This is a genomic window from Natrarchaeobius chitinivorans, from assembly GCF_003841505.1.
Taxonomy (GTDB): Archaea; Halobacteriota; Halobacteria; order Halobacteriales; family Natrialbaceae; genus Natrarchaeobius; species Natrarchaeobius chitinivorans.
In genome coordinates this window covers 214,600-235,798 of record NZ_REGA01000005.1, presented here as the reverse complement: position 1 = coordinate 235,798, position 21,199 = coordinate 214,600, and the positions used below count along the sequence as shown (strand labels likewise).

At 63.0% G+C, this 21,199-nt stretch carries 18 protein-coding genes; 13 read left to right on the top strand and 5 right to left on the bottom strand.

Annotated features, from left to right (window positions below):
* Positions 1 to 270: 270 nt before the first annotated feature.
* The 8 genes from EA473_RS22235 (at position 271) to EA473_RS08460 (ending at position 8,651) form a co-directional block, all read left to right on the top strand.
* Positions 271 to 411 carry a DUF7512 family protein gene (locus tag EA473_RS22235; protein ID WP_165875236.1) on the top strand — a complete coding sequence of 47 codons (141 nt, stop codon included), beginning with the start codon at positions 271 to 273 and terminating at the stop codon, positions 409 to 411.
* 3 nt (positions 412 to 414) lie between these two features.
* Positions 415 to 1,440, top strand: coding sequence for a sulfite exporter TauE/SafE family protein (locus EA473_RS08490; protein ID WP_124195229.1), 1,026 nt, complete (start codon positions 415 to 417; stop codon positions 1,438 to 1,440).
* A 73-nt stretch (positions 1,441 to 1,513) separates the two neighbouring features.
* On the top strand, positions 1,514 to 3,370 hold the full coding sequence (locus tag EA473_RS08485) for a cation:proton antiporter domain-containing protein (RefSeq protein WP_124195228.1): 1,857 nt from the start codon (positions 1,514 to 1,516) through the stop codon (positions 3,368 to 3,370).
* A gap of 91 nt (positions 3,371 to 3,461) precedes the next feature.
* On the top strand, positions 3,462 to 3,872 hold the full coding sequence (locus tag EA473_RS08480) for a helix-turn-helix domain-containing protein (protein WP_124195227.1): 411 nt from the start codon (positions 3,462 to 3,464) through the stop codon (positions 3,870 to 3,872).
* 225 nt (positions 3,873 to 4,097) lie between these two features.
* On the top strand, positions 4,098 to 4,733 hold the full coding sequence (locus EA473_RS08475) for a vitamin K epoxide reductase family protein (RefSeq protein ID WP_165875235.1): 636 nt from the start codon (positions 4,098 to 4,100) through the stop codon (positions 4,731 to 4,733).
* A gap of 78 nt (positions 4,734 to 4,811) precedes the next feature.
* A complete protein-coding gene (locus tag EA473_RS08470) occupies positions 4,812 to 6,146 on the top strand; it encodes an MFS transporter (RefSeq protein ID WP_124195226.1) in 1,335 nt (444 codons plus the stop codon).
* A 452-nt stretch (positions 6,147 to 6,598) separates the two neighbouring features.
* Complete coding sequence (locus tag EA473_RS08465) at positions 6,599 to 8,101, top strand: globin-coupled sensor protein (protein ID WP_124195225.1); 1,503 nt, start codon at positions 6,599 to 6,601, stop codon at positions 8,099 to 8,101.
* A gap of 94 nt (positions 8,102 to 8,195) precedes the next feature.
* Positions 8,196 to 8,651, top strand: coding sequence for a universal stress protein (locus tag EA473_RS08460; RefSeq protein ID WP_124195224.1), 456 nt, complete (start codon positions 8,196 to 8,198; stop codon positions 8,649 to 8,651).
* 84 nt (positions 8,652 to 8,735) lie between these two features.
* Here the strand turns inward: EA473_RS08460 and EA473_RS08455 are convergent, their stop codons facing one another.
* Both EA473_RS08455 and EA473_RS08450 read right to left on the bottom strand, forming a co-directional pair.
* Positions 8,736 to 9,134: a hypothetical protein gene (locus EA473_RS08455; RefSeq protein ID WP_124195223.1), complete on the bottom strand. Its 399-nt coding sequence runs from the start codon at positions 9,132 to 9,134 to the stop codon at positions 8,736 to 8,738.
* An 82-nt stretch (positions 9,135 to 9,216) separates the two neighbouring features.
* On the bottom strand, positions 9,217 to 9,642 hold the full coding sequence (locus EA473_RS08450) for a universal stress protein (RefSeq protein ID WP_124195222.1): 426 nt from the start codon (positions 9,640 to 9,642) through the stop codon (positions 9,217 to 9,219).
* Positions 9,643 to 9,780: 138 nt separating this feature from the next.
* Here EA473_RS08450 and EA473_RS08445 point away from each other — a divergent pair, with 138 nt between their 5' ends.
* From EA473_RS08445 to EA473_RS08435, 3 genes are all read left to right on the top strand, one after another.
* Positions 9,781 to 10,296, top strand: a complete 516-nt coding sequence (locus EA473_RS08445; RefSeq protein WP_124195221.1) for a universal stress protein — start codon at positions 9,781 to 9,783, stop codon at positions 10,294 to 10,296.
* A 768-nt stretch (positions 10,297 to 11,064) separates the two neighbouring features.
* Complete coding sequence (locus EA473_RS08440) at positions 11,065 to 12,306, top strand: glycosyltransferase (protein ID WP_124195220.1); 1,242 nt, start codon at positions 11,065 to 11,067, stop codon at positions 12,304 to 12,306.
* Between the two features lie 118 nt (positions 12,307 to 12,424).
* The gene (locus EA473_RS08435; RefSeq protein ID WP_124195219.1) at positions 12,425 to 13,333 is read left to right on the top strand and encodes a universal stress protein; all 909 of its coding nucleotides are present in this window, start codon (positions 12,425 to 12,427) and stop codon (positions 13,331 to 13,333) included.
* Positions 13,334 to 13,357: 24 nt separating this feature from the next.
* Here the strand turns inward: EA473_RS08435 and EA473_RS08430 are convergent, their stop codons facing one another.
* Both EA473_RS08430 and ppsA read right to left on the bottom strand, forming a co-directional pair.
* A complete protein-coding gene (locus EA473_RS08430) occupies positions 13,358 to 14,332 on the bottom strand; it encodes a sugar phosphate nucleotidyltransferase (RefSeq protein WP_124195218.1) in 975 nt (324 codons plus the stop codon).
* 169 nt (positions 14,333 to 14,501) lie between these two features.
* On the bottom strand, positions 14,502 to 16,778 hold the full coding sequence (gene ppsA / locus EA473_RS08425) for a pyruvate, water dikinase (protein WP_124195217.1): 2,277 nt from the start codon (positions 16,776 to 16,778) through the stop codon (positions 14,502 to 14,504).
* Positions 16,779 to 16,972: 194 nt separating this feature from the next.
* Between ppsA and EA473_RS08420 the strand changes: the two genes are divergently transcribed.
* Both EA473_RS08420 and gap read left to right on the top strand, forming a co-directional pair.
* A complete protein-coding gene (locus EA473_RS08420) occupies positions 16,973 to 18,373 on the top strand; it encodes an ADP-dependent glucokinase/phosphofructokinase (RefSeq protein ID WP_124195216.1) in 1,401 nt (466 codons plus the stop codon).
* Between the two features lie 261 nt (positions 18,374 to 18,634).
* Positions 18,635 to 19,696, top strand: a complete 1,062-nt coding sequence (gene gap / locus EA473_RS08415; protein ID WP_124195215.1) for a type I glyceraldehyde-3-phosphate dehydrogenase — start codon at positions 18,635 to 18,637, stop codon at positions 19,694 to 19,696.
* Here the strand turns inward: gap and EA473_RS08410 are convergent.
* Positions 19,693 to 21,072, bottom strand: coding sequence for a sulfatase family protein (locus EA473_RS08410; RefSeq protein ID WP_124195214.1), 1,380 nt, complete (start codon positions 21,070 to 21,072; stop codon positions 19,693 to 19,695). The two genes, gap and EA473_RS08410, sit on opposite strands and share 4 nt — an antisense overlap.
* Positions 21,073 to 21,199 lie beyond the last annotated feature (127 nt).

Here is a 21,199-nt window from a genome sequence, read left to right as displayed (position 1 = left end):
CTCCTGCGCTTTGGATCGACCGCACACTGCGCCGTTTCGCGCAGGAGACTTATCACGCGTGCGTCACGACGCGCCGGGGTGAATCGAGCGGTCGCTGATCCCCCGATATCTGCATAACGTATGGAGATATTTCGGTTGGATAGCCGTGGCATATCCCACAGTAATATTGTACGCCATTCCCAAAAGCGTTATACGCACACTCCGGGTAGTGGATACCGAGTAGAAATCCATGACCCGCACACTAACGAACGCGAACGGAGGTCGGGACGCATGATCGAATCCCTCTCTGCACCCGTACAGGCAACGCTCGTCGTGGGCGCCATCCTCGTCCAGGCAGTCGCCCTCTACGTCGGGTACGGAATCCTCGAGCGAGTCGCAACGCCGCTGATCGAAACGATGACGAAGACGTAATCGATGGAAGTACTGGGACTCAGTCTGACCCTGTTGGTGCTGTTCGTGAGCTTCGGCTTCATGGTCGGGGTGTTGTTCGGTTTCTTCGGGATGGGTGGGTCCTTCCTGATCACACCGACGCTGTTGTTGCTCGATTACCCCGCATCGGTTGCGATCGGGAGCGGACTGGCGTTTTACTTCGGCACCTCCGTGATCGCCGTACTGAAACACTACGACATCGGACAGGTGGACTACAAACTCGGTGCGATCATGTTCGTCGTCCTTTCGATCGGGATCGAACTCGGGAGCCGACTCGTGTTCGGTCTGGAGGCGCTGGGGATCGCCAATTTCGTCACGGGTGTCGCGTACGTCGTCTTGTTGGCTGGGATCGGCGCGTTGTTCCTCCGTCGAGCGTCCAACCTCGAGGACGACGAGGACGACGCAGGTGACGTTAGCGACGACGAAATTCCGCCAGTCGGACAGAAAATCCAGTCGTACTCCGTACCGCCGATGATTTCACTGACTGCTGGCGGGCGGGCTTCGTTGTGGACGATCTCGGGTGCCGGCGGGAGCGTCGGCCTCGTCTCTGGCCTGATCGGCGTCGGCGGTGGCTTCATCCGAATGCCGGCGATTTACTACCTGATCGGGACGCCGCTTTCGGCCGCCGTCGGGACCAGCCTCTTTGCCGGCCTGTTCTCGGGGGCGTTCGGAGCGTTCACGTACGGGATGTCCGGTAGCGTCGACCTGACCGTCGTCTCCTTGCTGCTGGTCGGCAGCGCACTCGGCGCGCGGATCGGTTCGGCGGCGACGGCGACCGTCGACGAAGACGACGTGATCGTCTACTTCGGCATCATGATGGTGCTCGCGAGCGCTGGCATCGCGCTTTCGGAACTGGCGAACTGGCTCGGGACGGGTGCGCTCGATCTGGTGAGCGTCCTCCTGCTCGTCGGTTCGTCGTTCGCCGTCGCGTCGATGATCCTCTATCAGGTCGTCCGATCGGGTGGGACGGACGAACCCGACACACAGCCAGCCCCCGACAGGGGTGACTAATGACACCGACAGACGGCCAGAAATGCATCTGTCTGACCGCTAACTCTTTCGGAAGCGGTGACGATAGTCAACCGTGAATCTCGTTGCGACCGTCGCGCTCGTGCTCGCACTCGGGGTCGCCTCCAGAGTCCTCGCCGACCGATTACGAATTCCGAGCGTCCTCTTTCTGATCGTCGCCGGGATCGCGATCGGGCCCGAGATACTCGGGTTCGTCTCCCGGGAGACGTTCGGTGGGGGCCTCTCTGCGATGGTCGGCGTCAGCGTCGCGATCATCCTCTTCGAGGGGGGCTATCACCTCCGCCTCGAGAAGCTCCGCGAGAGCCCGACGGCGCTGTTCAGGATGATCACCGTCGGCGCGGCGATCACCTGGCTCGGGACTGCCGCCGCCACGGTCGTCTTCCTCGAGACCAGTTTCGAGGTCGGCCTGCTGGTCGGCGCGCTGTTGATCGCAACCGGACCGACGGTGATCGGCCCCATCCTGCAGGTCGTCACCGTCCGCGATCACGTCGCCGCCGTCCTCGAGGGAGAAGGTGTGATCAACGACGTCACCGCGGCGATTCTCGTCGTCGTCGTCTTCGAGGTGTTGGTCGCCGGTAACGGAACGCCGGCCGCCCTCGTCGGCAACTTCGCATTGCGGTTGCTCGTCGGGATCGCTGTCGGCGCGACCGTCGCCGCCACCGTCTGGCTGGTGCTCGACCGCGGACGGTCCAGGCCCTGTGCTGCGCCGCTTCACGCCAGGCTGATCGTCCTCGCCGGAATCGTCGTCGCTTACGGCGGTGCGGAACTGATCGCGAGCGAGACGGGCATCGCCGCCGCTGCGACGGCCGGTTTCGTCCTCGGGAACGTCGATCTCCCCTACCACGAAGCGGTGATCGACTTCCTCGACGACGTCTCGGTCGTCGTCCTCTCGTTCGTCTTCGTCGCACTGGCGGCGTTGATCGACTTCGGAGACATCTTCTCGCTCGGTCTGGCGGGACTCCTCGTCGTCGTCGCCGTAACGATGGTGCTTCGCCCAGCGGTAATTTACCTCTCGACGATGTCTATCGACCGCTTTACGCGAAACGAGCGGCTCTTTCTCAGCGCCGTCGGCCCGCGCGGGATCATCCCCGCGAGCGTCGCGACGCTGTTCGCCGTCGAGTTGCAGGCGCTCGGCCGACCGCAGGAGGCACAGCTACTCGCCGGGACGGTCTTTCTCATCATCTTCGCGACGGTCGTCCTTCAGGCCGGCCTCGCACGACAGATCGCGAACTACCTCGAGGTATCACCAATGCGCACGATAATCGTCGGCGGGGGACGGGTCGGCCTGTCCCTCGCGCAACGGCTCGAACAGGACGGTGAAAACGTACTCCTCGTCGACAGGGACCCCGACGCGGTCGAGAAAGCCCGCAAACGCGGCCTCCGAGCGCTCGAGGGCGACGGCACCGACGCCGACGTTCTGGAACGTGCGGGCGCGGACGACGCGAAGACGGTCATCGCGACGACGCCCGACGACGACGTCAACCTGCTGGTCTGCCAGCTCGCGAAGACCAGTTACGACGTCGAAAAGGTCGCCTCGCGGGTCAACCAGCCCGACAACGTGGGTGCCTTCGAATCGCTCGGCGTCCACGCGATCGACCTCTCGATGGCGACCGCCTGGTCGCTCGAGAACGTCTTAGAGCGGCCGTCGCTGTCGGCGTGGATGAACGAACTGGGACGGACCGGCGACGTCCAGGAGATCGAAGTGACCGCCACCGACCTCGTCGGGAAGTCGATCGCCGAACTCAACGCCGAGATTCCCGACGGCTGTATCGTCGGCTTGCTTACCCACCGCGACGGCGCGACCGAGGTTCCGACCGGCGACCACGAACTCCGGGAGGGTGACCGCGTGACGTTTATCGGTCAGACGAAGGCCGTCGACCGCGCGATCAAGCGATTCCACCCTCACGATTGATTCGGTGCAAGCCCGAAGACACAGTTATTCATAGTATTGTATATTGTCCACAAGATCTATAGCAGTGCGTCACGTACGGTCGGTAAGAGCCATGTCATCGTCAGTAACCGATCAACTCAACCGGAACATGCAGTGTGAGAGTCTGCTTGAGTGTCTGTACGGCCTCAAGCCGCTCGACAGGCAGTGTTACGGAACGATGGTCGAAAGCGACGGGCCGCTCACGGTCGACGAAATAGCCGTACGCGTCGGCCGCGAACGCTCGACAGCCTACCGATCGATCAAGCGATTGCACCAGCGTGGGTTGCTCGAGAAAGAACAGATCAACTACGACGACGGCGGATACTACCACGTGTACTACCCGACCGATCCCACGGTGGTCACACGCGAGATGCAACGAACGCTCAGCGACTGGTACGCGAAGATGGGAACGCTCGTCCGGGAGTTCGAGGACACGTACGACGACGCCCACGAAGCGCTGACGGACGACGATAGTTCTCGGTGAAACGAGAAAGAACCGCGGATAGTGCGACCGGTGTGTGGACCGGTTCGTGCGGTCTATTGTATCGGTCTGTTGGCAGGGTCACAGACAGGTGTGGTTCCACCGGGGCAGTGGACTACCAGCCCGTATGGGGCTGGCGCACTCGGTTCAGTTTGGGAGTGCACTCTGTTCATGGAGTTGGGATTCATACACAATACTTTAGTGTCTCCTCCTCAAATGCAGTATTGTATGATAACCGAATCACAACGGTCGATGGAATTCGACTACGAGTGGCGCTACTCGCCGCGTGTGACGATCCTGTTCGGCCTCTTTACACTCGTTGCAGTCCTCGGCTGGCTGGTGACTGTCGCCCTGACCGCGATACACCTATTCGCAATTCCCGCAATTCCGGCTGATGCACCGGTCCAGGGGAGTATCGAAGTGATCACGAGCCAGTGGGCTTACGTCTTCGGCATTCCGCTTGCGACCCTCGGTGGGTTTTACTATCTGACGACGATCGGGTTCGCGCTGTGGTGGTACGACACCCGACACCCGCTGCTCATCAAGATCCTGACGCCGATCACCGCGAGTGGTGTCGCGTTCTCGGCGTATTTCGTCTACCTGCAACTCGGCGTCATCGGCGAAATATGCCCGTTCTGTATGATGTCTGCCGGGGCAACCGTCGTGTTGTTCGCCCTCGAGATGATGCTTCTCCGAGGGAGTACGACGCCGTCTCTCACCCGAATGAAAGGAGATATCCGCCGGGTTCTCGAGGGGACAAACTACGCAGTCGTCCTCGTTCCGGTTTTCATGGGCCTGGTCACGCTCGTCGGCCTGTTCATGGTGCCACTGCTCCCCCTTCCGGAGGTGGTCCCGTTCGCCTGATACTGGTTTTGAAGTGACAATTGAACGCGTTTGCCGAGACGGGGAGAGTCAAGAGCCGCGGTCGGCCACGTAGGACCGATGTCCGGACTGTCGCGACGAGAACTCGAGTTTACGATCCTGGTCAGTTCGTCGCACTTTGCCCAGCACGTCTTTTACCGCGTGCTGCCGCCGCTCATTCCCGTCCTCGCCGTCGCGCTCGAGTATCCACTGTGGCAACTGGGGCTGTTGATAACGCTGTACTCGATCGGTATGGGTGTCGTGCAGGCACCGCTGGGCGTCCTCGCGGACCGAATCGACCGCCGATACCTCCTCCCGACCGGACTCGCACTCTCCGGTGGGGCGTACGTCCTCTTCGCGTTCGCGCCGGTTCTCGGCGGGCCGCTCCCCGCCGTGACGGTCCTCGGTGCGACCCTGGAAGGAGGGTTCCTCGTCATGGCCGCAGCGATGGTGATCGTTGGGATCGGATTGGCCGTCGTTCACCCGGCCGGCTACCCGATGATCACGGACAACGTCGACGAGCGGAACAAGGGGAAGATCCTCGGCTTTTTCGGGGCCTCCTCGAAACTCGGCGACGCCGCGACGCCCGCTGCCATCGCCGGGTTGATCCTGGTGCTGTCCTGGGAGCAGATCATCCTCGCAATCGGGACGGCAGGCGTCCTCTACGGGATCGCACTCTACCTCGCACTCCGCAGCGACGAGTTCGAGACGATGCCGTCCGGGCAACGAACGGAGGGCGACGCGGGCGTGACGACGTCCGAGTTGGTCCGAGAGGAACGTCGAACCTTCCTCTATCCGATGACCGCGATTTACGTCTTTTTCGTCTCGAGTGGCGCGACGAGCCACGCCATCACCGCCTTTCTCCCGGCCTTTCTGGTCGCGGTGTACGCCCACTCGTTCGAGGCCTTCGGCGTCCACGTCGGCGCCGAGTCGGTGGCCAGCGGCTACTTCGCGCTGGTGTTACTCGCCGGTGCCGCGACGCAACTGTATCTGGGCGGGGTGACCGACGAGTACGACTCGCGGCTCGTGTTGGCCTGCTGTATGGGAGTCGCGACCGTCGGCATGGTGGCGCTCGCCCTCTTCGAGTTGCACCCGGCGACGCTGATCGCCGTGCTGTTCGTCCTCGGTGGCGGTCTCTACGGCGTCAACCCGGCTCGAGACGCGCTTATCAGCGACCTCACACCCCCAGCGTTCGAGGGGCGGGCGTTCGGCTACATCTTCACGGCCGCGACGCTGACCAGCGCAGCGTTTCCCACGCTCATCGGTTACCTCCTTGAGCATCTCGGGATGCGTTCGGGCTATCTCGTCATGTCGATCGGGACGGTGCTGGCGGTTGCCTGCGTCGCGTTGCTCTATTCCGATCGTGTCTACGTCCCGGAATCGGACCGTCGCACAGATCCCGAGGGATCGGACTGATACGGTCTGCTGTCGGCCATTTCTGGTGGTACCGTGACGTAGCGGTCCCACCGGTACATCGTCACAGCAACCCATATGAGAGAGGTCAGCGGTGATAACAACGGCTCTCGCGAGAGCGTGCGGACACTGGGAGAATCGCGAAACGTCGAGCGGGGACCGACGGGAGCCGCGAGCAATCGAAGGAAGTGAAAATCGCGGATACTGCGATCGGTGTGCAAACAGTTCGAGGTGGTGCCAGTGCCGTTCCAGGCGAGTACTGCGTTCGCGTCACGAACGGTTCACGAGATTGCACACCAGATCGCGGGACGAATCGGCGATCGGTGTGATAATCGTTTCAGTTGTTACTATATTTAGACCGTGACACCTTTCGACAAAGTGACTGTACTCGTTGATGTGTGTCCCGGCTTTCGGCCAGTGCTTATAACAGGCGATCAGCGATTATCATCTATGAGATGACAACCAGGGGCGAAGAGATAACCGCGGAAGTCAGACGAGACATTGACGGGGCGCAGTTGTGCAGTGAGATCGGTATCGACGAGGGGGAAATCGAATGGCGAAAAGAATTTACAGGGTTTGACTCAGCCGATCGCGAACGACTCGAGGAACTAGCGGGAGTGACTGAACCGGTTATCGACGACGCAGTCGACGAGTTCTACGACGTTCTCCAGGCGCACGACGAAACGGCCGAAATCTTCGATCGGTCCTCGAAAACAGTCGGCCAACTCAAACGAACGCAACGGGGATATCTCACCCAGCTTTTCGATGGGCAGTACGGCCGATCGCACTTCGAGAATCGGGCACGGATCGGACGCATCCACGATATCCTGGATCTCGGGCCGAAGATCTACCTCGGAGCGTACACCGTCTTTTACGAACACCTCATCGGGGCTATCGGCGACGATCTCAAAGCTGACGTTGCTCGGACACCGGACGGACGGGAGGACGGTTCGCTCGAAGCGACGGAAGCGATAGACGAAATGGAGTCTCGCGTCAAGTCGCTATTGAAGGTGATAACTCTCGACCAGCAGATGGCGATGGATACGTACATCCACTCCTACAGCCAGCGTCTGGACGCGGTCATCGACGAGCAAGACGAGTTGATGGAACAGGTCACCGACGAGATACAGGACCCGATGATGGAACTCGAGTCCTCGGTCGAGGACGTCGCGACGAGTTCCGAACGAATCAGCGAGGAGGCCCACGACCAGACCGAATCCATAGAAACGGTCGCCGGCGAAGTCGCGAACATGTCGGCAACCGTCGAAGAGATAGCTTCCACGGCCGAAGAGGTCGCATCGACGAGCGAACAGGCCGAACAGCGTGCAGCGGACGGTCGGGAGGCGGCGACCGAAGCGATCGAGTTGATGGAGACGATTGACGCGTCGACGGCGAACGTAGCCGCTGACGTCTCCACCCTGGAAGCCCGGATCGACGAAATCGACGAGATCGTCGAAGTGATCAACGATATCGCCGACCAGACGAATTTACTGGCGCTGAACGCGAGTATCGAAGCGGCACACGCCGGTGAAGCCGGTGACGGGTTTGCGGTCGTCGCCAGCGAGGTCAAATCGCTGGCCGAAGAGTCCCAGGAGTACGCGGGAGAGATCGAGCAACTGGTCGAAGACGTCACCGACGATACGGCCGACGCGGTGGCGAGTCTCGAGGAAACGACCCAACAGATCGATCGAGGTATCGAACAGGTGAACGACGCGATGAGTACGCTTCAGGACATCGCACACGCGGTCGAGGAGGCCTCGAGCGGGATACGAGAGGTTTCCGCCGCGACCGACGACCAGGCCGCAAGCACCGAGGAAGTCGCGTCCATGGTCGACGAACTCCTCGAGCAAGCCGACCACGTCGCCGAGGAGGTCGAACGCGTCGCCGTTGCGAACGAAGAACAGGCGACGAGGGTCAAAGAGATCGGCTCGTCAGTCAGCCGTCTCGCTGACGATTGACCCCCGCCGAGAGACGCCTCGACCGGACGCAGACAGCTTCGTACAGTATCGAGAGGGGGCCCATTTTTATACTCCGTGAGGACATCTCGAGTGTATGTACGAACGAATACTCGTTCCGACCGACGGAAGTTCCCACGCCGATGCAGCAGCGGATACAGCACTCGAACTCGCGTCGGCACTCGACGCGACGGTCGCCGCACTCTCCGTCGCCGAGACCGGTCCGCTCGGAGCCGTTTCGCTGCCCGGCGATACCGGAAGCGCCGAGGCGGTCCTCGGCGAGCGCGCAGACGAGTTCGTCACGCAGATCGCAGACCAGGCTCGAGAACGCGACGTCTCGATTACGACCGAGGTCCGTCAGGGAGTACCGGTTCGGGAGGTCCTCGAGTACGCCGAGGAGATCGATGCGGATCTGATCGTCATGGGAACGAGAGGGAGGGGAGGAATCAGTCGGATGATGCTTGGCAGCGTCACCGAAGGCGTGACCCGACACAGCGACTGTGACGTCCTCGTCGTCGGCCGAGACGGAAACGCCGTCTCGACCGCGCCGTGATCACTCCCGGCGAGTCCCCTTCTTCACGTCGATTCGCTCTTTTTGTCGTGGACTCGCCGAACATCGCAAACGCTTCGCGTTTGCTCAATCCCGGCGTGTGAGTGCGTTCGAACGGCGGCCGATCCCCCACCCGAACAACGCGAGGCCGGCGTAGATCCCGATCGCCTGGGGAACGTGGACGATCGGAACCGCCGCCGGAGTGAATCCCCACGCGTCGAGTCCGAGGCTCAACAGCAGCGAAACGAGCGCGATACCGAGGCCGATGTCCGCAGCGCGCATACTCGGGAGCGCACCCGGTGAAGAAAAGAGACGGCCGAGCAGATAGAACGTGACCGTGTACGGAATCCACCCGATCGCGAGATAGAGCACCGCCCGGTCGGGATCCGACGGGGTCTGTCGGGCCGCGAATCCGAGAGACGTAATCGTCGCCAACACGGCACCGACCAACAGGAGGTACACTCCGGTACGTCGGTTCGGAATCATCCTGTACACGTATGTATCAGTTGGCGTGATCAATATACCGATCGACGGTCCCGAGGACGTGTCGGCGCCGACCCGGAATCGGTTAACGAACGACGAGTACGGGAACCGGCGCTCGACGAACGACGGTTTCCGCCACGCTGCCGAGCAGGACCCGCGAGATTCCCTCTCTGCCGTGGCTTCCGATAACGACCGTGTCGTACGCCCCGTCCACAGTTTGCTCGACGATTGCGCGCTCCGGCTTTCCGACGACGAGTTCCGTATCCAGGGCATGGTCGTGTTCGTCGGCGATTTCGGTCGCCTCGTCGAGAATTTCCCGTCCGCGGTCGGTAGCCCTGTCCGGAGCTGAACGCCCCTCTTTTGACCCTTGAAACGCCGACCAATACCCCTCCGGCGCTGGAACGACGTACAGGGCGGTGATGTCGGCGCCGGGAAACGTGTCGAACGCGTACTCGAGCGCCTTCACCGACGGGGGCGAGCCGTCGTACGGAACGAGAGTTCGGTCGCTCATATCGAGTGGTACGCGATCCGTCGGTATAATACCCCCTCGGCGGTGGTAACCGCGATCGGTTCGCGGTTGGACCGGTACTGCGAGACAGGGTCCGTCCAGCCCCGCGGAGTTATTGACGAGGGCGTGGAGAAAGGACCCATGACGTTCGTCGTCCCCTTCGACGGATCGGAGCTCGCGGAAGCAGCCCTCGTGAGAGCACTCGAGTACGATCACGTCCTCGAGGAAGGTATCGTCGCCATCACCGTCGTTCCGGAACGCAAACGATACGCTCGAGAAAAAGGGTGGATCGACGAGGACGAGGCGTACGACGTCGATGCGGTCGTCGAACGGCTTCGAGAACAGGTTCGGGCCCTGGCCCCATCGGCGGCGTTCGAATACGAGCGGCTTCGCGAATTTCCCCCCGAAACCGAAATCGCCGGCCACATCGAACGACTGGCACTGGAACACGACCCGAGCGTCGTCTTCCTCGGCAGCGAGAACGTCGGACGTGTCGTCACGCCCCTGACGAGTGTCGGCGTCCACATCGCCGCCGATGACGCCTACGACGTCTTCATCGTCCGACAATCCGCGCCACCGAAAGTCGACGTGGTCGACCCCCACGCGGACTTCTATCAGACGACAGATTCGACTGGAGATGACGGTAATGACGACTGAGAAGGCTATCTGAGGAGGGCTATCGCCGCCAACCGGAGATCCCGAGGCCGACCGTCGACGGTACTGGTTTCCAGCAGTCAGTCCGAGACCGACCCGAGGGGTACTCGCCGTTTCGAGGAGTGTCGGCTTCGAGACCGGTGGCAGTGATCGATTTCGTATCGGTACGCACCCTGCCGGGGACTATCATTGGCACGGATACATCCAAATATCCGTACTGTCCGGTATCTGACATATAGATCACAATTGGGAAGCAGCGATCGTTGCCAGAACCTCGAGGGAAAGGCCCATTACATAAGTACCTGCGTAAATAGTGGATCCAGACCCGTCATATGACGGGAAGCGTTCCTGACGTGTCGGGTGCCACTATCGTGACAACCTGTGAATAATAACTCGCACTTCCAAGAGAACGGACTGATTGCAGTTAGGGATTATCGTAGGAGTTCATAGTTCCCCGCTGAAGAACCGAGACACAGTGTCGAAGGCCCGGTTTCGAGACCTCCGGGAGGCTACGATAATCCCTAAGTGATGGGAACGATGAACAGTACTCGACGTCGACGTCCCGATTGCTCACGCGCCGTGTGGGTGGGTTGTCCGAAGCAACGTACGACCCCACGTCGTTAACAGATGCCGTAACCGCCCGACCCAAGATGCAGTTTGTCCGAGACCCGACTCTGTTCTCCGGGTTCGACCGGAGAGTCGGCCCGATCATCGGTGATGTCTCCTGCCCCCACAACTGATACTACCGCTCGTGGTACGACGGACACGACGATGCACGCCCCATCACTCCCCGATCGAACGATCGAGGCCTACACCGACGTGACGGGCCACGGTCGACTCGAACGGCTCCGGTCACTCGCGGAAACGCTGGCCGACCGCCGGATACTCCACGTCAATTCGACCGCGACCGGCGGCGGCGTCGCCGAACTCCTCCGGTCGATCGTTCCGGTGTGTGAGGATCTCGAGGTCGGTACCGACTGGCTCGTCGTGGACGCCGACGACGACTTCTTCGAGGTGACCAAGGCGATGCACAACGGGCTCCAGGGCAGCGGACCCCCCCTGACAGGGGAAATGAAAGCGACCTACCGAGCGGTTACCGAGCGAAACGCTGTCGAACTCGACGAGGAGTACGACCTCGTCGTGATTCACGATCCGCAACCGCTGGGAATGATCGATCGGCTCGAGGAGACGATGCCGGACGCACCGATCGTCTGGCGGTGTCACGTCGACCTCACCGATCCGTCCGAGGAGTACCTCGCGTTCGTCTCCGAATACACGGACAGGGTCGATCACGCGATTTTCAGCCGATCGGCCTACGAAATCGAGATGGACGCCCCGACGACGATCGTCTACCCGTCGATCGATCCGCTGACGGAGAAAAATCGCTCGCTCGACGAGGGGACGATGGCGACAGAACGCGACCGGATGGATCCGCTCTCGTTCGACGCGCCGGTCGTGACGCAGGTGTCGCGGTTCGATCCGTGGAAGGATCAGTTCGGCACGCTCGAGGCGTACCGTCGCGCACGCGAGAGCGTTCCGGACCTCCAGCTCGCGCTGGCCGGGGGGATGGCCGGCGACGATCCGGAAGGGGAGAAGCTGTACGAGCAAGTCGCCAGCAAAGCGGTCGACGATCCGAACGTACACGTGGTGACCGATCTGCCCGATGCGAGGGTGAACGTCCTGCAGCGTCTGTCGGACGTCGTCGTCCAGAAATCGTTGCGCGAGGGGTTCGGACTGGTCGTCTCGGAGGCCCTCTGGAAGCGCACGCCGGTCGTCGGGTCGAACGTCGGGGGCATTCCGCTGCAGATCGAGGACGGGGAAACCGGCTATCTCGTCGACCCGGACGACGCCTCGGGTGCCGGGGACCGGGTCGCGGATCTCCTCGAGGACGATCGGCGTCGAGCGGAGTTCGGCGAAAACGCCCGAGAGCACGTTCGCGAGCGGTTCCTCTTACCCCGTCAGCTCGTCGATCTGCTCGAGGTTGTCGTCGACGCGCTGGATCGGTCGGGATGAGAGCGCCCCACCGTGGCGGACCGTCGAACGTCAGTGCGTCGAGCCGACGACCGAGAGACATCGAATCGCTCCCGTACCCCACACAACTATCCACTGCGGCGATGAAGACGTGACGGCTATGAGCCGGCCCATCGACTCGATACTGATACCCACGGACGATAGCGAGGGTGCCCTCGCGGGGGCGAAACGCGGAATTGCACTCGCATCGCGGACCGAGGCGGACGTACACGTTCTCTCGGTCGTCGACGTCCCCCACGACTCGGGAGAGCTCACCGACGCGGTCGACTCGCTCCGCTCGACGCTCGAGGCCGACGCGGAAGACGCAGTGGAAACCGTCGCGGAGATGGTATCCGCCCACGATCCGGATCTCGACGTGACGACGACGATCAAGCGAGGAACGCCGTTTCAGACGATCCGAGAGTACGCGAAGCGACGGGAGATCGACGTCGTCACCATGGGAACGAAAGGGCGGACGGGTCTCGACAGGGTCCTCCTCGGCAGCGTCACCGAGAACGTCCTCCGGACGGCGAGAACGCCCGTGCTCGCCGTTCCTCCGAACGCCGACACACCCGAGACCGGCGTCGGCGACGTCGCGTTCGACGACTTCCTCGTGCCGACGGACGGCAGCGACGGTGCTGCGATCGCGGCCGAGTGGGGCGTCGCACTCGCGAAACGACTCGAGTCGATGGTTCACGCGCTGTATTCCGTCGACACGAGCCGCGTATCGCGGGCGCAGGAGCCGGACGAAATGCTCGAGGCGCTCGAACAAAACGGAGAGGTGGCGATCGACGCGATTCGAGAACAGGCCGACGACGCCGGCGTCAGCGTCTCCGGGACGATCGCGACCGGCCCGCCGGTGGACGTCATCCTCACGGCCGCCAGCGAACGCGGCGTCGACCTGATCGTCATGGGGACGCACGGCCGAACCGGTATCGGTCAGTGGTTTCTCGGGAGCGTCACCGAGAACGTCGTTCGACAGACCGACGTGCCGGTGTTTTGCGTCCCGGTCAGTGCCGAGTCGCCGTAACGCCCCCCGCGATGCGCACCGCTATCAGCGCCGTGAATCGTTCGGAATCTGCGTGTACCCGCCGATCATCGCGCCGTGAAGATCGATCCCGCCGAGGGTTGCCCCCTCGTCGACGATCGAGCGGCGTACGGTCGTCGCCTCGAGCGTCACGTCCGGAAAGACTACCGCGCGTTCGATCGTGGCGTCGACGAGGGTCGCATCCGCCATCACGTGGACGTTCTCGCCGATCGTCGTGTTCTCGAGGGTCGCCGTCTCGTCGACGCGCGACTCGCCCCCGAGTCGCCAGGCGACGGCGTCGAGGTAGCTCTCCCGGGTGCCGATGTCGAACCAGGTTCCGTCGAACGCGTACGCGTAGGTCGGCTCTCGCGACTGGAGCCACTGGACGAACCAGCCCGGCTCGTCGGGATCGTTCCCCGCCTCGAGGTACGTCGGAAGGAGCGAGAGCGTCTCGCGTGGAAACGCGTAACAGCCGATGGAGACGCGCGTGCCGGCCGGCTCGTCGGGCTTTTCCTGGAAGTCGACCACGCGGTCGTCCTCGAGGTCGACGACGCCGTAGCTGGTCGCCCGTTCGGTCGAGCCGACGTCGTAGGCGGCGATCGTCGGCGCGTCGATTCGGTCGTAGTAGTCGAGAAAGCTCGCGATCTCGAAGTCGAAGACGTTGTCGCCGGCGATCACCAGCAGGTCGTCGTCTATCTCCTCGCGATCGATCAGCTGAGCCAGTGCGCCGACGACGCCGAACTTCTCGTCTTCTGCGCGCGTCTCTTCGATCGAGAGGCGCGGCTTCTCGTAGCCGCCTTCTGCGAGTTGCGCCTCGAAGTCGGGGGCGAACCGCTCGTTCGTGCTGACGTACACGTCCTCGATTCGCTCTTCCGCCTCGAGTTCGGCGTAGATGCGGTCGATGACGGTGGTCTCTCCGAATGGGAGAAACATCTTCGGCCGGTGTCTCGTGATCGGCCACAGTCGCGTGGCGTACCCGCCGGCGAGGACGACGGCGTCCATCGGCTCAGATCCCCTCCAGCAGATACGTGTCGGTGCTGTCGTCGGAACTCGCGTGAATCGCCATCCGGTTCGTGCTCATACGGATACGGGAGAGATCCCAGCCGTGACCTCCCACGCCACCAGTGGTAAACCTTTCATCGGTCCGCGGGTGCGATCGACGAACCGAGAGTTACGACTCCTCGAGTTCGGCGACGGTGAGCAGCGTCTCGACCGCGACGTCGGGTGACACCGAAATCGAATCAATCCCGGCGTCGAGCAGGAACTCGACGTACTCCGGGATCGTCGACGGCGCGTCGCCGCAGATGCCGACCGGTCGATCGTGCCGGTGGGCTTCCTCGATCAACGAACTGATCGACCGCGTGACCGATTCGTCGGTCTCGTCGAAAAGCGGCGCGAGCTGTTCGGAGTTCCGATCGACGCCGAGGGTCAGCTGGGTGAGGTCGTTCGACCCGATCGAGAAGCCGTCGAACAGCGCAGAGAACCGGTCCGCGAGGACGATGTTCGACGGCAGTTCCGCCATCACGTAGACGTCCATCTCCTCGCGCGAGAGGCCGTACTCGGCCAGCAACTCGAGGACGCGTTCGCCCTCCTCGGGCGTGCGACAGAACGGGACCATCACGACGACGTTGTCCAGTCCGACGTCCTCGCGGACCTGGCGCAACGCCTCACACTCCAGCCGGAACGCCTCGCGGAACTGCTCGTCGTAGTATCGGGAGGCACCGCGCCAGCCGATCATCGGATTCGCTTCCTCCGGCTCGTACTTCCAGCCGCCCTCGAGGTTGCGGTACTCGTCGGTCTTGAAGTCGCTGAGCCGAAAGAGGACGTCGTCCGGGTAGAACGCGGCTCCGATCTTCGCGATGCCGGTCCGCAACGCGTCGACGAATCGTTCCTCTTCACCGCGCTCGAGCAGTTCCAGCGGGTGGTAGCCGACGTGAGAGGTCACGATGAACTCCTCGCGTGCCAGCCCGACGCCGTCGACGGGTAGATTCGCGAGCGAGAACGCTCGCGCGGGATCGCCGAGGATCAGCTTCACGTCGGTGTCGGTCTCCGGGAGATCGTCGACCGCCTCTTCGGTGACGTCGTACTCGAGTTCGCCCTCATACACCCGCCCGACGTCGGTCGAACAGTCGACCGTGACGGCGGTGCCGTTCGCCAGCGTCCCGGTCGCGTCGCCGGTGCGAACGATCGCGGGAATGCCGAGCTCCCGCGAGACGATCGCCGCGTGGGAGGTCTTGCCGCCCCGGTCGGTCACGATCGCGCTCGCTCGCTTCATCACGGGAACCCAGTCCGGGTCGGTCATCTCCGTGACGAGAACGTCGCCCTCCTCGACCCGTTCCATCTCCCGGTGATCGTCGAGAACCCGAACGGGACCGGTCGCAACGGCGTTTCCGATCGCGATCCCCTCCAGTATCTCGTCGGCGGTTTCCTCGAGACTGTACGTTCGGAGGACGTTCCCCTCGGCCGCCCCGTGGACCGTCTCCGGCCTGGCCTGAACGACGAACAGCTCCTCGAGTTCGCCGTCGACGAGCCACTCGATATCCTGCGGGACGCCGAAGTGGTCTTCGATTCGGCTCGCGTACGTCGCGAGTTCCCGGATCCGGTCGTCCGAGAGCGCGAACTCCCCCTGGGCGTCTTCGGGGACGGACTCCAGTTTGGTTCCGCCGTTGCGCCGCACCATGCGCTGGGTCTTCCCGCCGAGTTCCTTCTCGACGATGCCGTTCGTCGGCTCGAAGACGACGTACCTGTCGGGGTCGACCACGCCCTGGACGACCGGCTCGCCGAACCCGTACGCCGCTTCGATGACGACGACCTCGTCGAAGCCGGTGTCGGGATCGAGGCTGAACAACACCCCGGAGGACGCCAGATCAGCCCGTCCCATCTTCTGGACGGTGCAGGCGAGTTTCACCGCGAGGTGGTCGAAATCGTTGTTCTCGCGGTAAGCGATCGCGCGGTCGGTAAATAGCGAGGCGAAACAGTGTTTGATCGACTCGAGCAGTTCCGTCGTTCCCGAAACGTTGAGGAACGTCTCCTGTTGGCCCGCGAAGGAGGCGTCCGGCAGGTCCTCGGCGGTCGCGGAACTCCTGACGGCGACCTCGGGATCGTCGATCTCTAGCCGACTTCCCAGCTCCTCGTAGCGCTCGACGATCGCGGTCTCGAGTTCCGCGGGCATCTCCGCGTCCGAGATCAGGCTGCGAACCCGCTCTCCGCGCCGCTGCAGGTCCGCGACGTCGTCGGCGTCCAGCCCGGCGAGCTCGGACTCGATCGCCTCGCGGATACCGGTCCGTTCGACGTAGAAATCGTACGCGCCAGCCGTCGTCGTAAAGCCCGGTATCACCGGGACATCGAGGTCTGCGAGCTCCCCGAGGTTCGCACTCTTTCCGCCGACGGACCCCGTATCGGCGCTGCTGACGTCCTCCAGCCATCGAACGAACGTGTGTCCTCCCATCGATCTATCGTGCTGACCACGTGGACGATAATAAGTCGGCGGGGGTCACAGAACAGACGGGTGCGGTAGTCACAGACCGTACGGGGCCCGGCGATCATAGACCGTACGGGCCACAGAACGTACTCCCGCATATCGGTGGAGTCTATCGAGGCACGCACAGCATTAACTCGCTGGCGCTGGGAGCACCCCGTGTCATGGCAGGCGATCACTCGCAGCTGGAGGCGGACGTACGGGCACTCGACGGACTGCCCGTGTTCGTCGCGTACAACGCGAACGTGGACGCGATCGTCCGGGTCGACGAGGACCTCGAGTCGTATCTCGAGCGGCCGCCAGACCCCGGCGACCGTCACCCGCCGAGTCCGCTGGCGTCGAAACGAAACCTCGCGACGGCGATCACGCACACGATGGCGGCCGGGCGGGGCGACGAAGTCGCGATGACCGACGAGTTCGCGGCGACGCTCGAGGCGGAGTTGAGCCCGGACAGCCAGCAGATGGGCGGCCAGACGGGGATCATGACCAACCTCGTCTCCTCGCTCGGTGGGGCCCCGATCACGTACACGTACCTGATCTCGGACAGACAGCTCTCGATGTTCGACCACCCCGACGCGGTGACGTATCCGATGGTCGAGGACGGCGAAGTGGAGTTCGTCCCGCTACGCGAGGCGGTCAACGCCGAGCGAACGAAGATCAACTGGGTGTTCGAGTTCAGAGTCGGCGACGAACTCTTCGACGTTCGAGCGATCGAAGACACCCGATTCATCGCGGCCTCGAGACCGCCGGAGTTCGACCTCGTCGCCGGCGACCTCGACGCGCACGTCGATCAGGTCGGCGAGGCCGTCGACGGGGCGTTGCTCGCCGGGTATCACAACCTCACACCCGACCACGTCGAGGAGGACTACGAGCAGGCACATCGGCACGCTCGAGACGTGATTCACCGACTCCGGTCGGGAAGCGAGGACGAACTGAAGATACACATCGAGTACGCCGTAACCCACGACGACGACTTGCGGGAGAGCATCTACGAGTGGATCCTGCCGGAGGCGAACGTCGTCGGCGCGGACACCCACGAACTCACCCTCCTCCACGAGGACGCCGGACTCGGCGTCGTCGACGCGCCACCAAGCGAGGAGACGCCGTTCGAACCCGACGAAATTCTCGACCATTACCGCATGCTGTCCGCGCTGCGTGAGGAACTCGGCGTCGACTGCGTCCGGTTACACGCGATGGAGTACCATCTCGCCGTGATGGACTCGTATCTCCCCCCGGCGGCAGTCGAGCGCGGACTGGAGTTCGCCGCCGTCAACGCCGCGACGAAGGCGGCGCTGGGTCACATCGCGTCAGCAGACGACCTCGAGACGGGGCTCGAGTACGAGCCCTCGGAGAACGGGAAAGAGGCGATCGAACTCCTCGCGGATCAAGTCGGCGAGACGGCCGACGGCGGCGTCCTCTACACCCCGACGGTCGCCGCCTGTCCCAACCGCGTCGTCGACGAACCCGCGGGAACGGTCGGCATCGGCGACATCGTCTCCTCCTCGAGTTTCGTTCTCGAACTCGCGGTCGCAAACGGCGACGAGGAGTCATACGGATCGCTGTGACGAGTTACTCGGCGCTCACACTCATACGGATTGCTGTCACTGTGTACCGGAGCGACCGGGCGCTGTCCCGCGGTCGCGCCGATAATGACTGACAGCAGTCCGTATCAAGCGGCCCACCGGTCGCAGGCACCGGTTGGCACGCCGATCGCGGGCACCGCTCGGCACACCGTCCCGTACGATCGGAGCCGTCTCGGTCCCGGGGCCAGAGCCATCTCGGTTCCGGGGCCAAGGACTTTACCGGCCGGTGTGGCCCAATCGGTTATGGGAACGTATTCCGATGACTCCAGCGGGTCGCTTCGAATCGGTCTGAACGGCTTCGGCCGAATCGGTCGAAACGTCCTTCGTGCATCGCTTTCGGACGAGCGCGTCGACGTGGTCGCCATCAACGACGTGATGGCCGACGACGACATGGCGTACCTGCTCGAGTACGATTCGGTCCACGGCCGACTCGAGGACGTCAAGCGAGAGGGCAACAGTTTGTTCGTCGGCGACCGAGAGATCCGCCTCCTCACCGAACGGGAGCCCTCGACGATTCCGTGGGACGATTTCGGCGTCGACGTCGTCTTCGAGGCGACCGGCCTGTTTCGGACGTACGACGAGGCGTCCGGACACCTCGAGGGCGGTGCCGACAAGGTGATCATCTCGGCGCCGCCGAAAGGCGAGAAGCCGATGCCGATGTTCGTCTACGGCGTCAACCACGAGACCTACGACGGTGCAGACGTCGTCTCGAACGCCTCCTGTACGACTAACTCCGTCGCCCCGGTCGTGAACGTCCTCGACGAGGCGTTCGGTATCGACTCCGGTTTGCTCACGACCGTCCACGCCTACACCGGCAGTCAGAACCTCGTCGACGGGCCGCTCGGGAAGCGCCGCCGCGGCCGGGCCGCCGCCGAGAACATCGTCCCGACCACGACCGGTGCCGCGATCGCAACCACCGAAATCCTCCCACAACTCGAGGGAAAACTCGACGGGATGGCGATGCGCGTTCCAGTCCCAAACGGGTCGATTACCGATCTCACCGTCGCCCTCGAAGCCGACGTCACGAAAGCGGACCTCGAAGACGCCGTCCGCAATGCTGCAGACGGCGACCTCGCCGGCGTCCTCGGCTACACCGACGAGGAGATCGTCTCTCGAGATATCGTCGGACTTCCGTTCGCGTCGTACGTCGATCTCGCGGGGTCGATGGTGCTCGAGGACGGTCTGGTGAAAGTACTCGCCTGGTACGACAACGAGTACGGGTTCTCGGCGCAGATGATCTCGCTCGCGACCCACGTTGCCGCGGAGTCGGGGATCATCGATACCCAACCGTCGACCACGCGCTAACGGACGTCGAATCGGTTGTCACCCGATTCGTGCGGCCACAACGCAATCTCGTCGTAGTCACCCGGCACGACGGGACCGTCGAGAAGCGGATCGTCCGTCGCGTCCATCCACTCGTAGAGTTCTCTCGAGAGCTCTCGTCTAACGTCCTGATACCGCGGTTCGTACACGACGTTGTCGTCTTCTTGCGGTGCATCGCGGAGATCGTAGAGTTCTTCGTACTGTCGCGCCGGAACGCCGTCGCTCTCTCGAACTTCGCGCCCGGATTCGCTGGCGAAGACGTCCGCCGGGAGGTACACTCTGGGGAGATGCCAGAAGTTTCGGATGTACTTGAATCGATCCGTCCGGATCGCACGGACGGGATTGTACATATCGTGCCACGTCATCTCGGCGAAGATGCGATCACGTTTCTCGTAGCTGTCGTCTTCGTCGTCGGTAACGAGCGCGGCAAAGCTTCGTCCGTCGACTGCGTCGGGAACGTCGACGTCGACGAGGTCGAGCACCGTCGGCAACACGTCGACGTTGCTGACGAGTTCGTCGTATCGCTCGCCGCCGTCGATGGCGTCGGGATACCGAAGCGCGAGTACCGCCTCGATTCCCGCATCGTAACAGGCACCTTTCGCTCGAGGGAACGCGATGCCGTGTTCGGTCGTGAAGATCACGAGCGTCTCCTCGTCGATACCGGCCGCGATGAGGGCGTCGATGATCGTCCCGACGCCCTCGTCGATCGCCGATACCATCCCGCGCATTTCCGCGAGATCCTGACGGATGCCCCGCCTGTCCGGCAGATACGGGAGCGGTCGAACCTCGTCGGGATCGTCGGCACCGTAATAGCCCGCGTCGAACCCGTATCGACCGTTTTCTTCTTCGACCCGATGACACTCGAAGAATCCGACCGACGCGAAAAACGGTTCGGCGTACGCCCCCGCCTCGAGAAACGAGGACACGACCGACGCCACGTTTCGAGCCCGGTTGGCCTGGTGGACCGCCGGCGAGACGCCCGGATAGAGGTTCCCTTCGGAGTGGACGTGATCGTACTCGAGTCGATCCGTATCCTGGGTGATGTGTTGGAGTCCGAAAAGGTGGGTCTCGTACCCGGCATCGCGGAGGTACTGGGGCAGGATTCGCTCGTCGTCGTGAAGCTCCCAGTCGCCGTGTGCGAGCCCCATGAGGCCGTTGACGTGGGGGACACACCCGGTCATGAGACTGCCTCGACTCGGCGAACACTGGGGTGCAGTCGTGAAGTGTCGTTCGAACAGCGCCCCATCGGCTGCGAGCGCATCGATCGACGGCGTTTCGATATCCATCCCGTAACAACCGAGGTACCGCCCGAGATCGTGGCAGTGGATCAGGAGAACGTTCGGTCGTGAATCGACCATGACTCCGGTCTACCACGGCGGGCGGGATAATTATGTTCCGCCTGATACGGATTACTGCCACTGTGTACCGGCGCACCCGCCGCCCAGGTCGCGGGTGCGCCGGCAATGACTGACAGTAAACCGTATG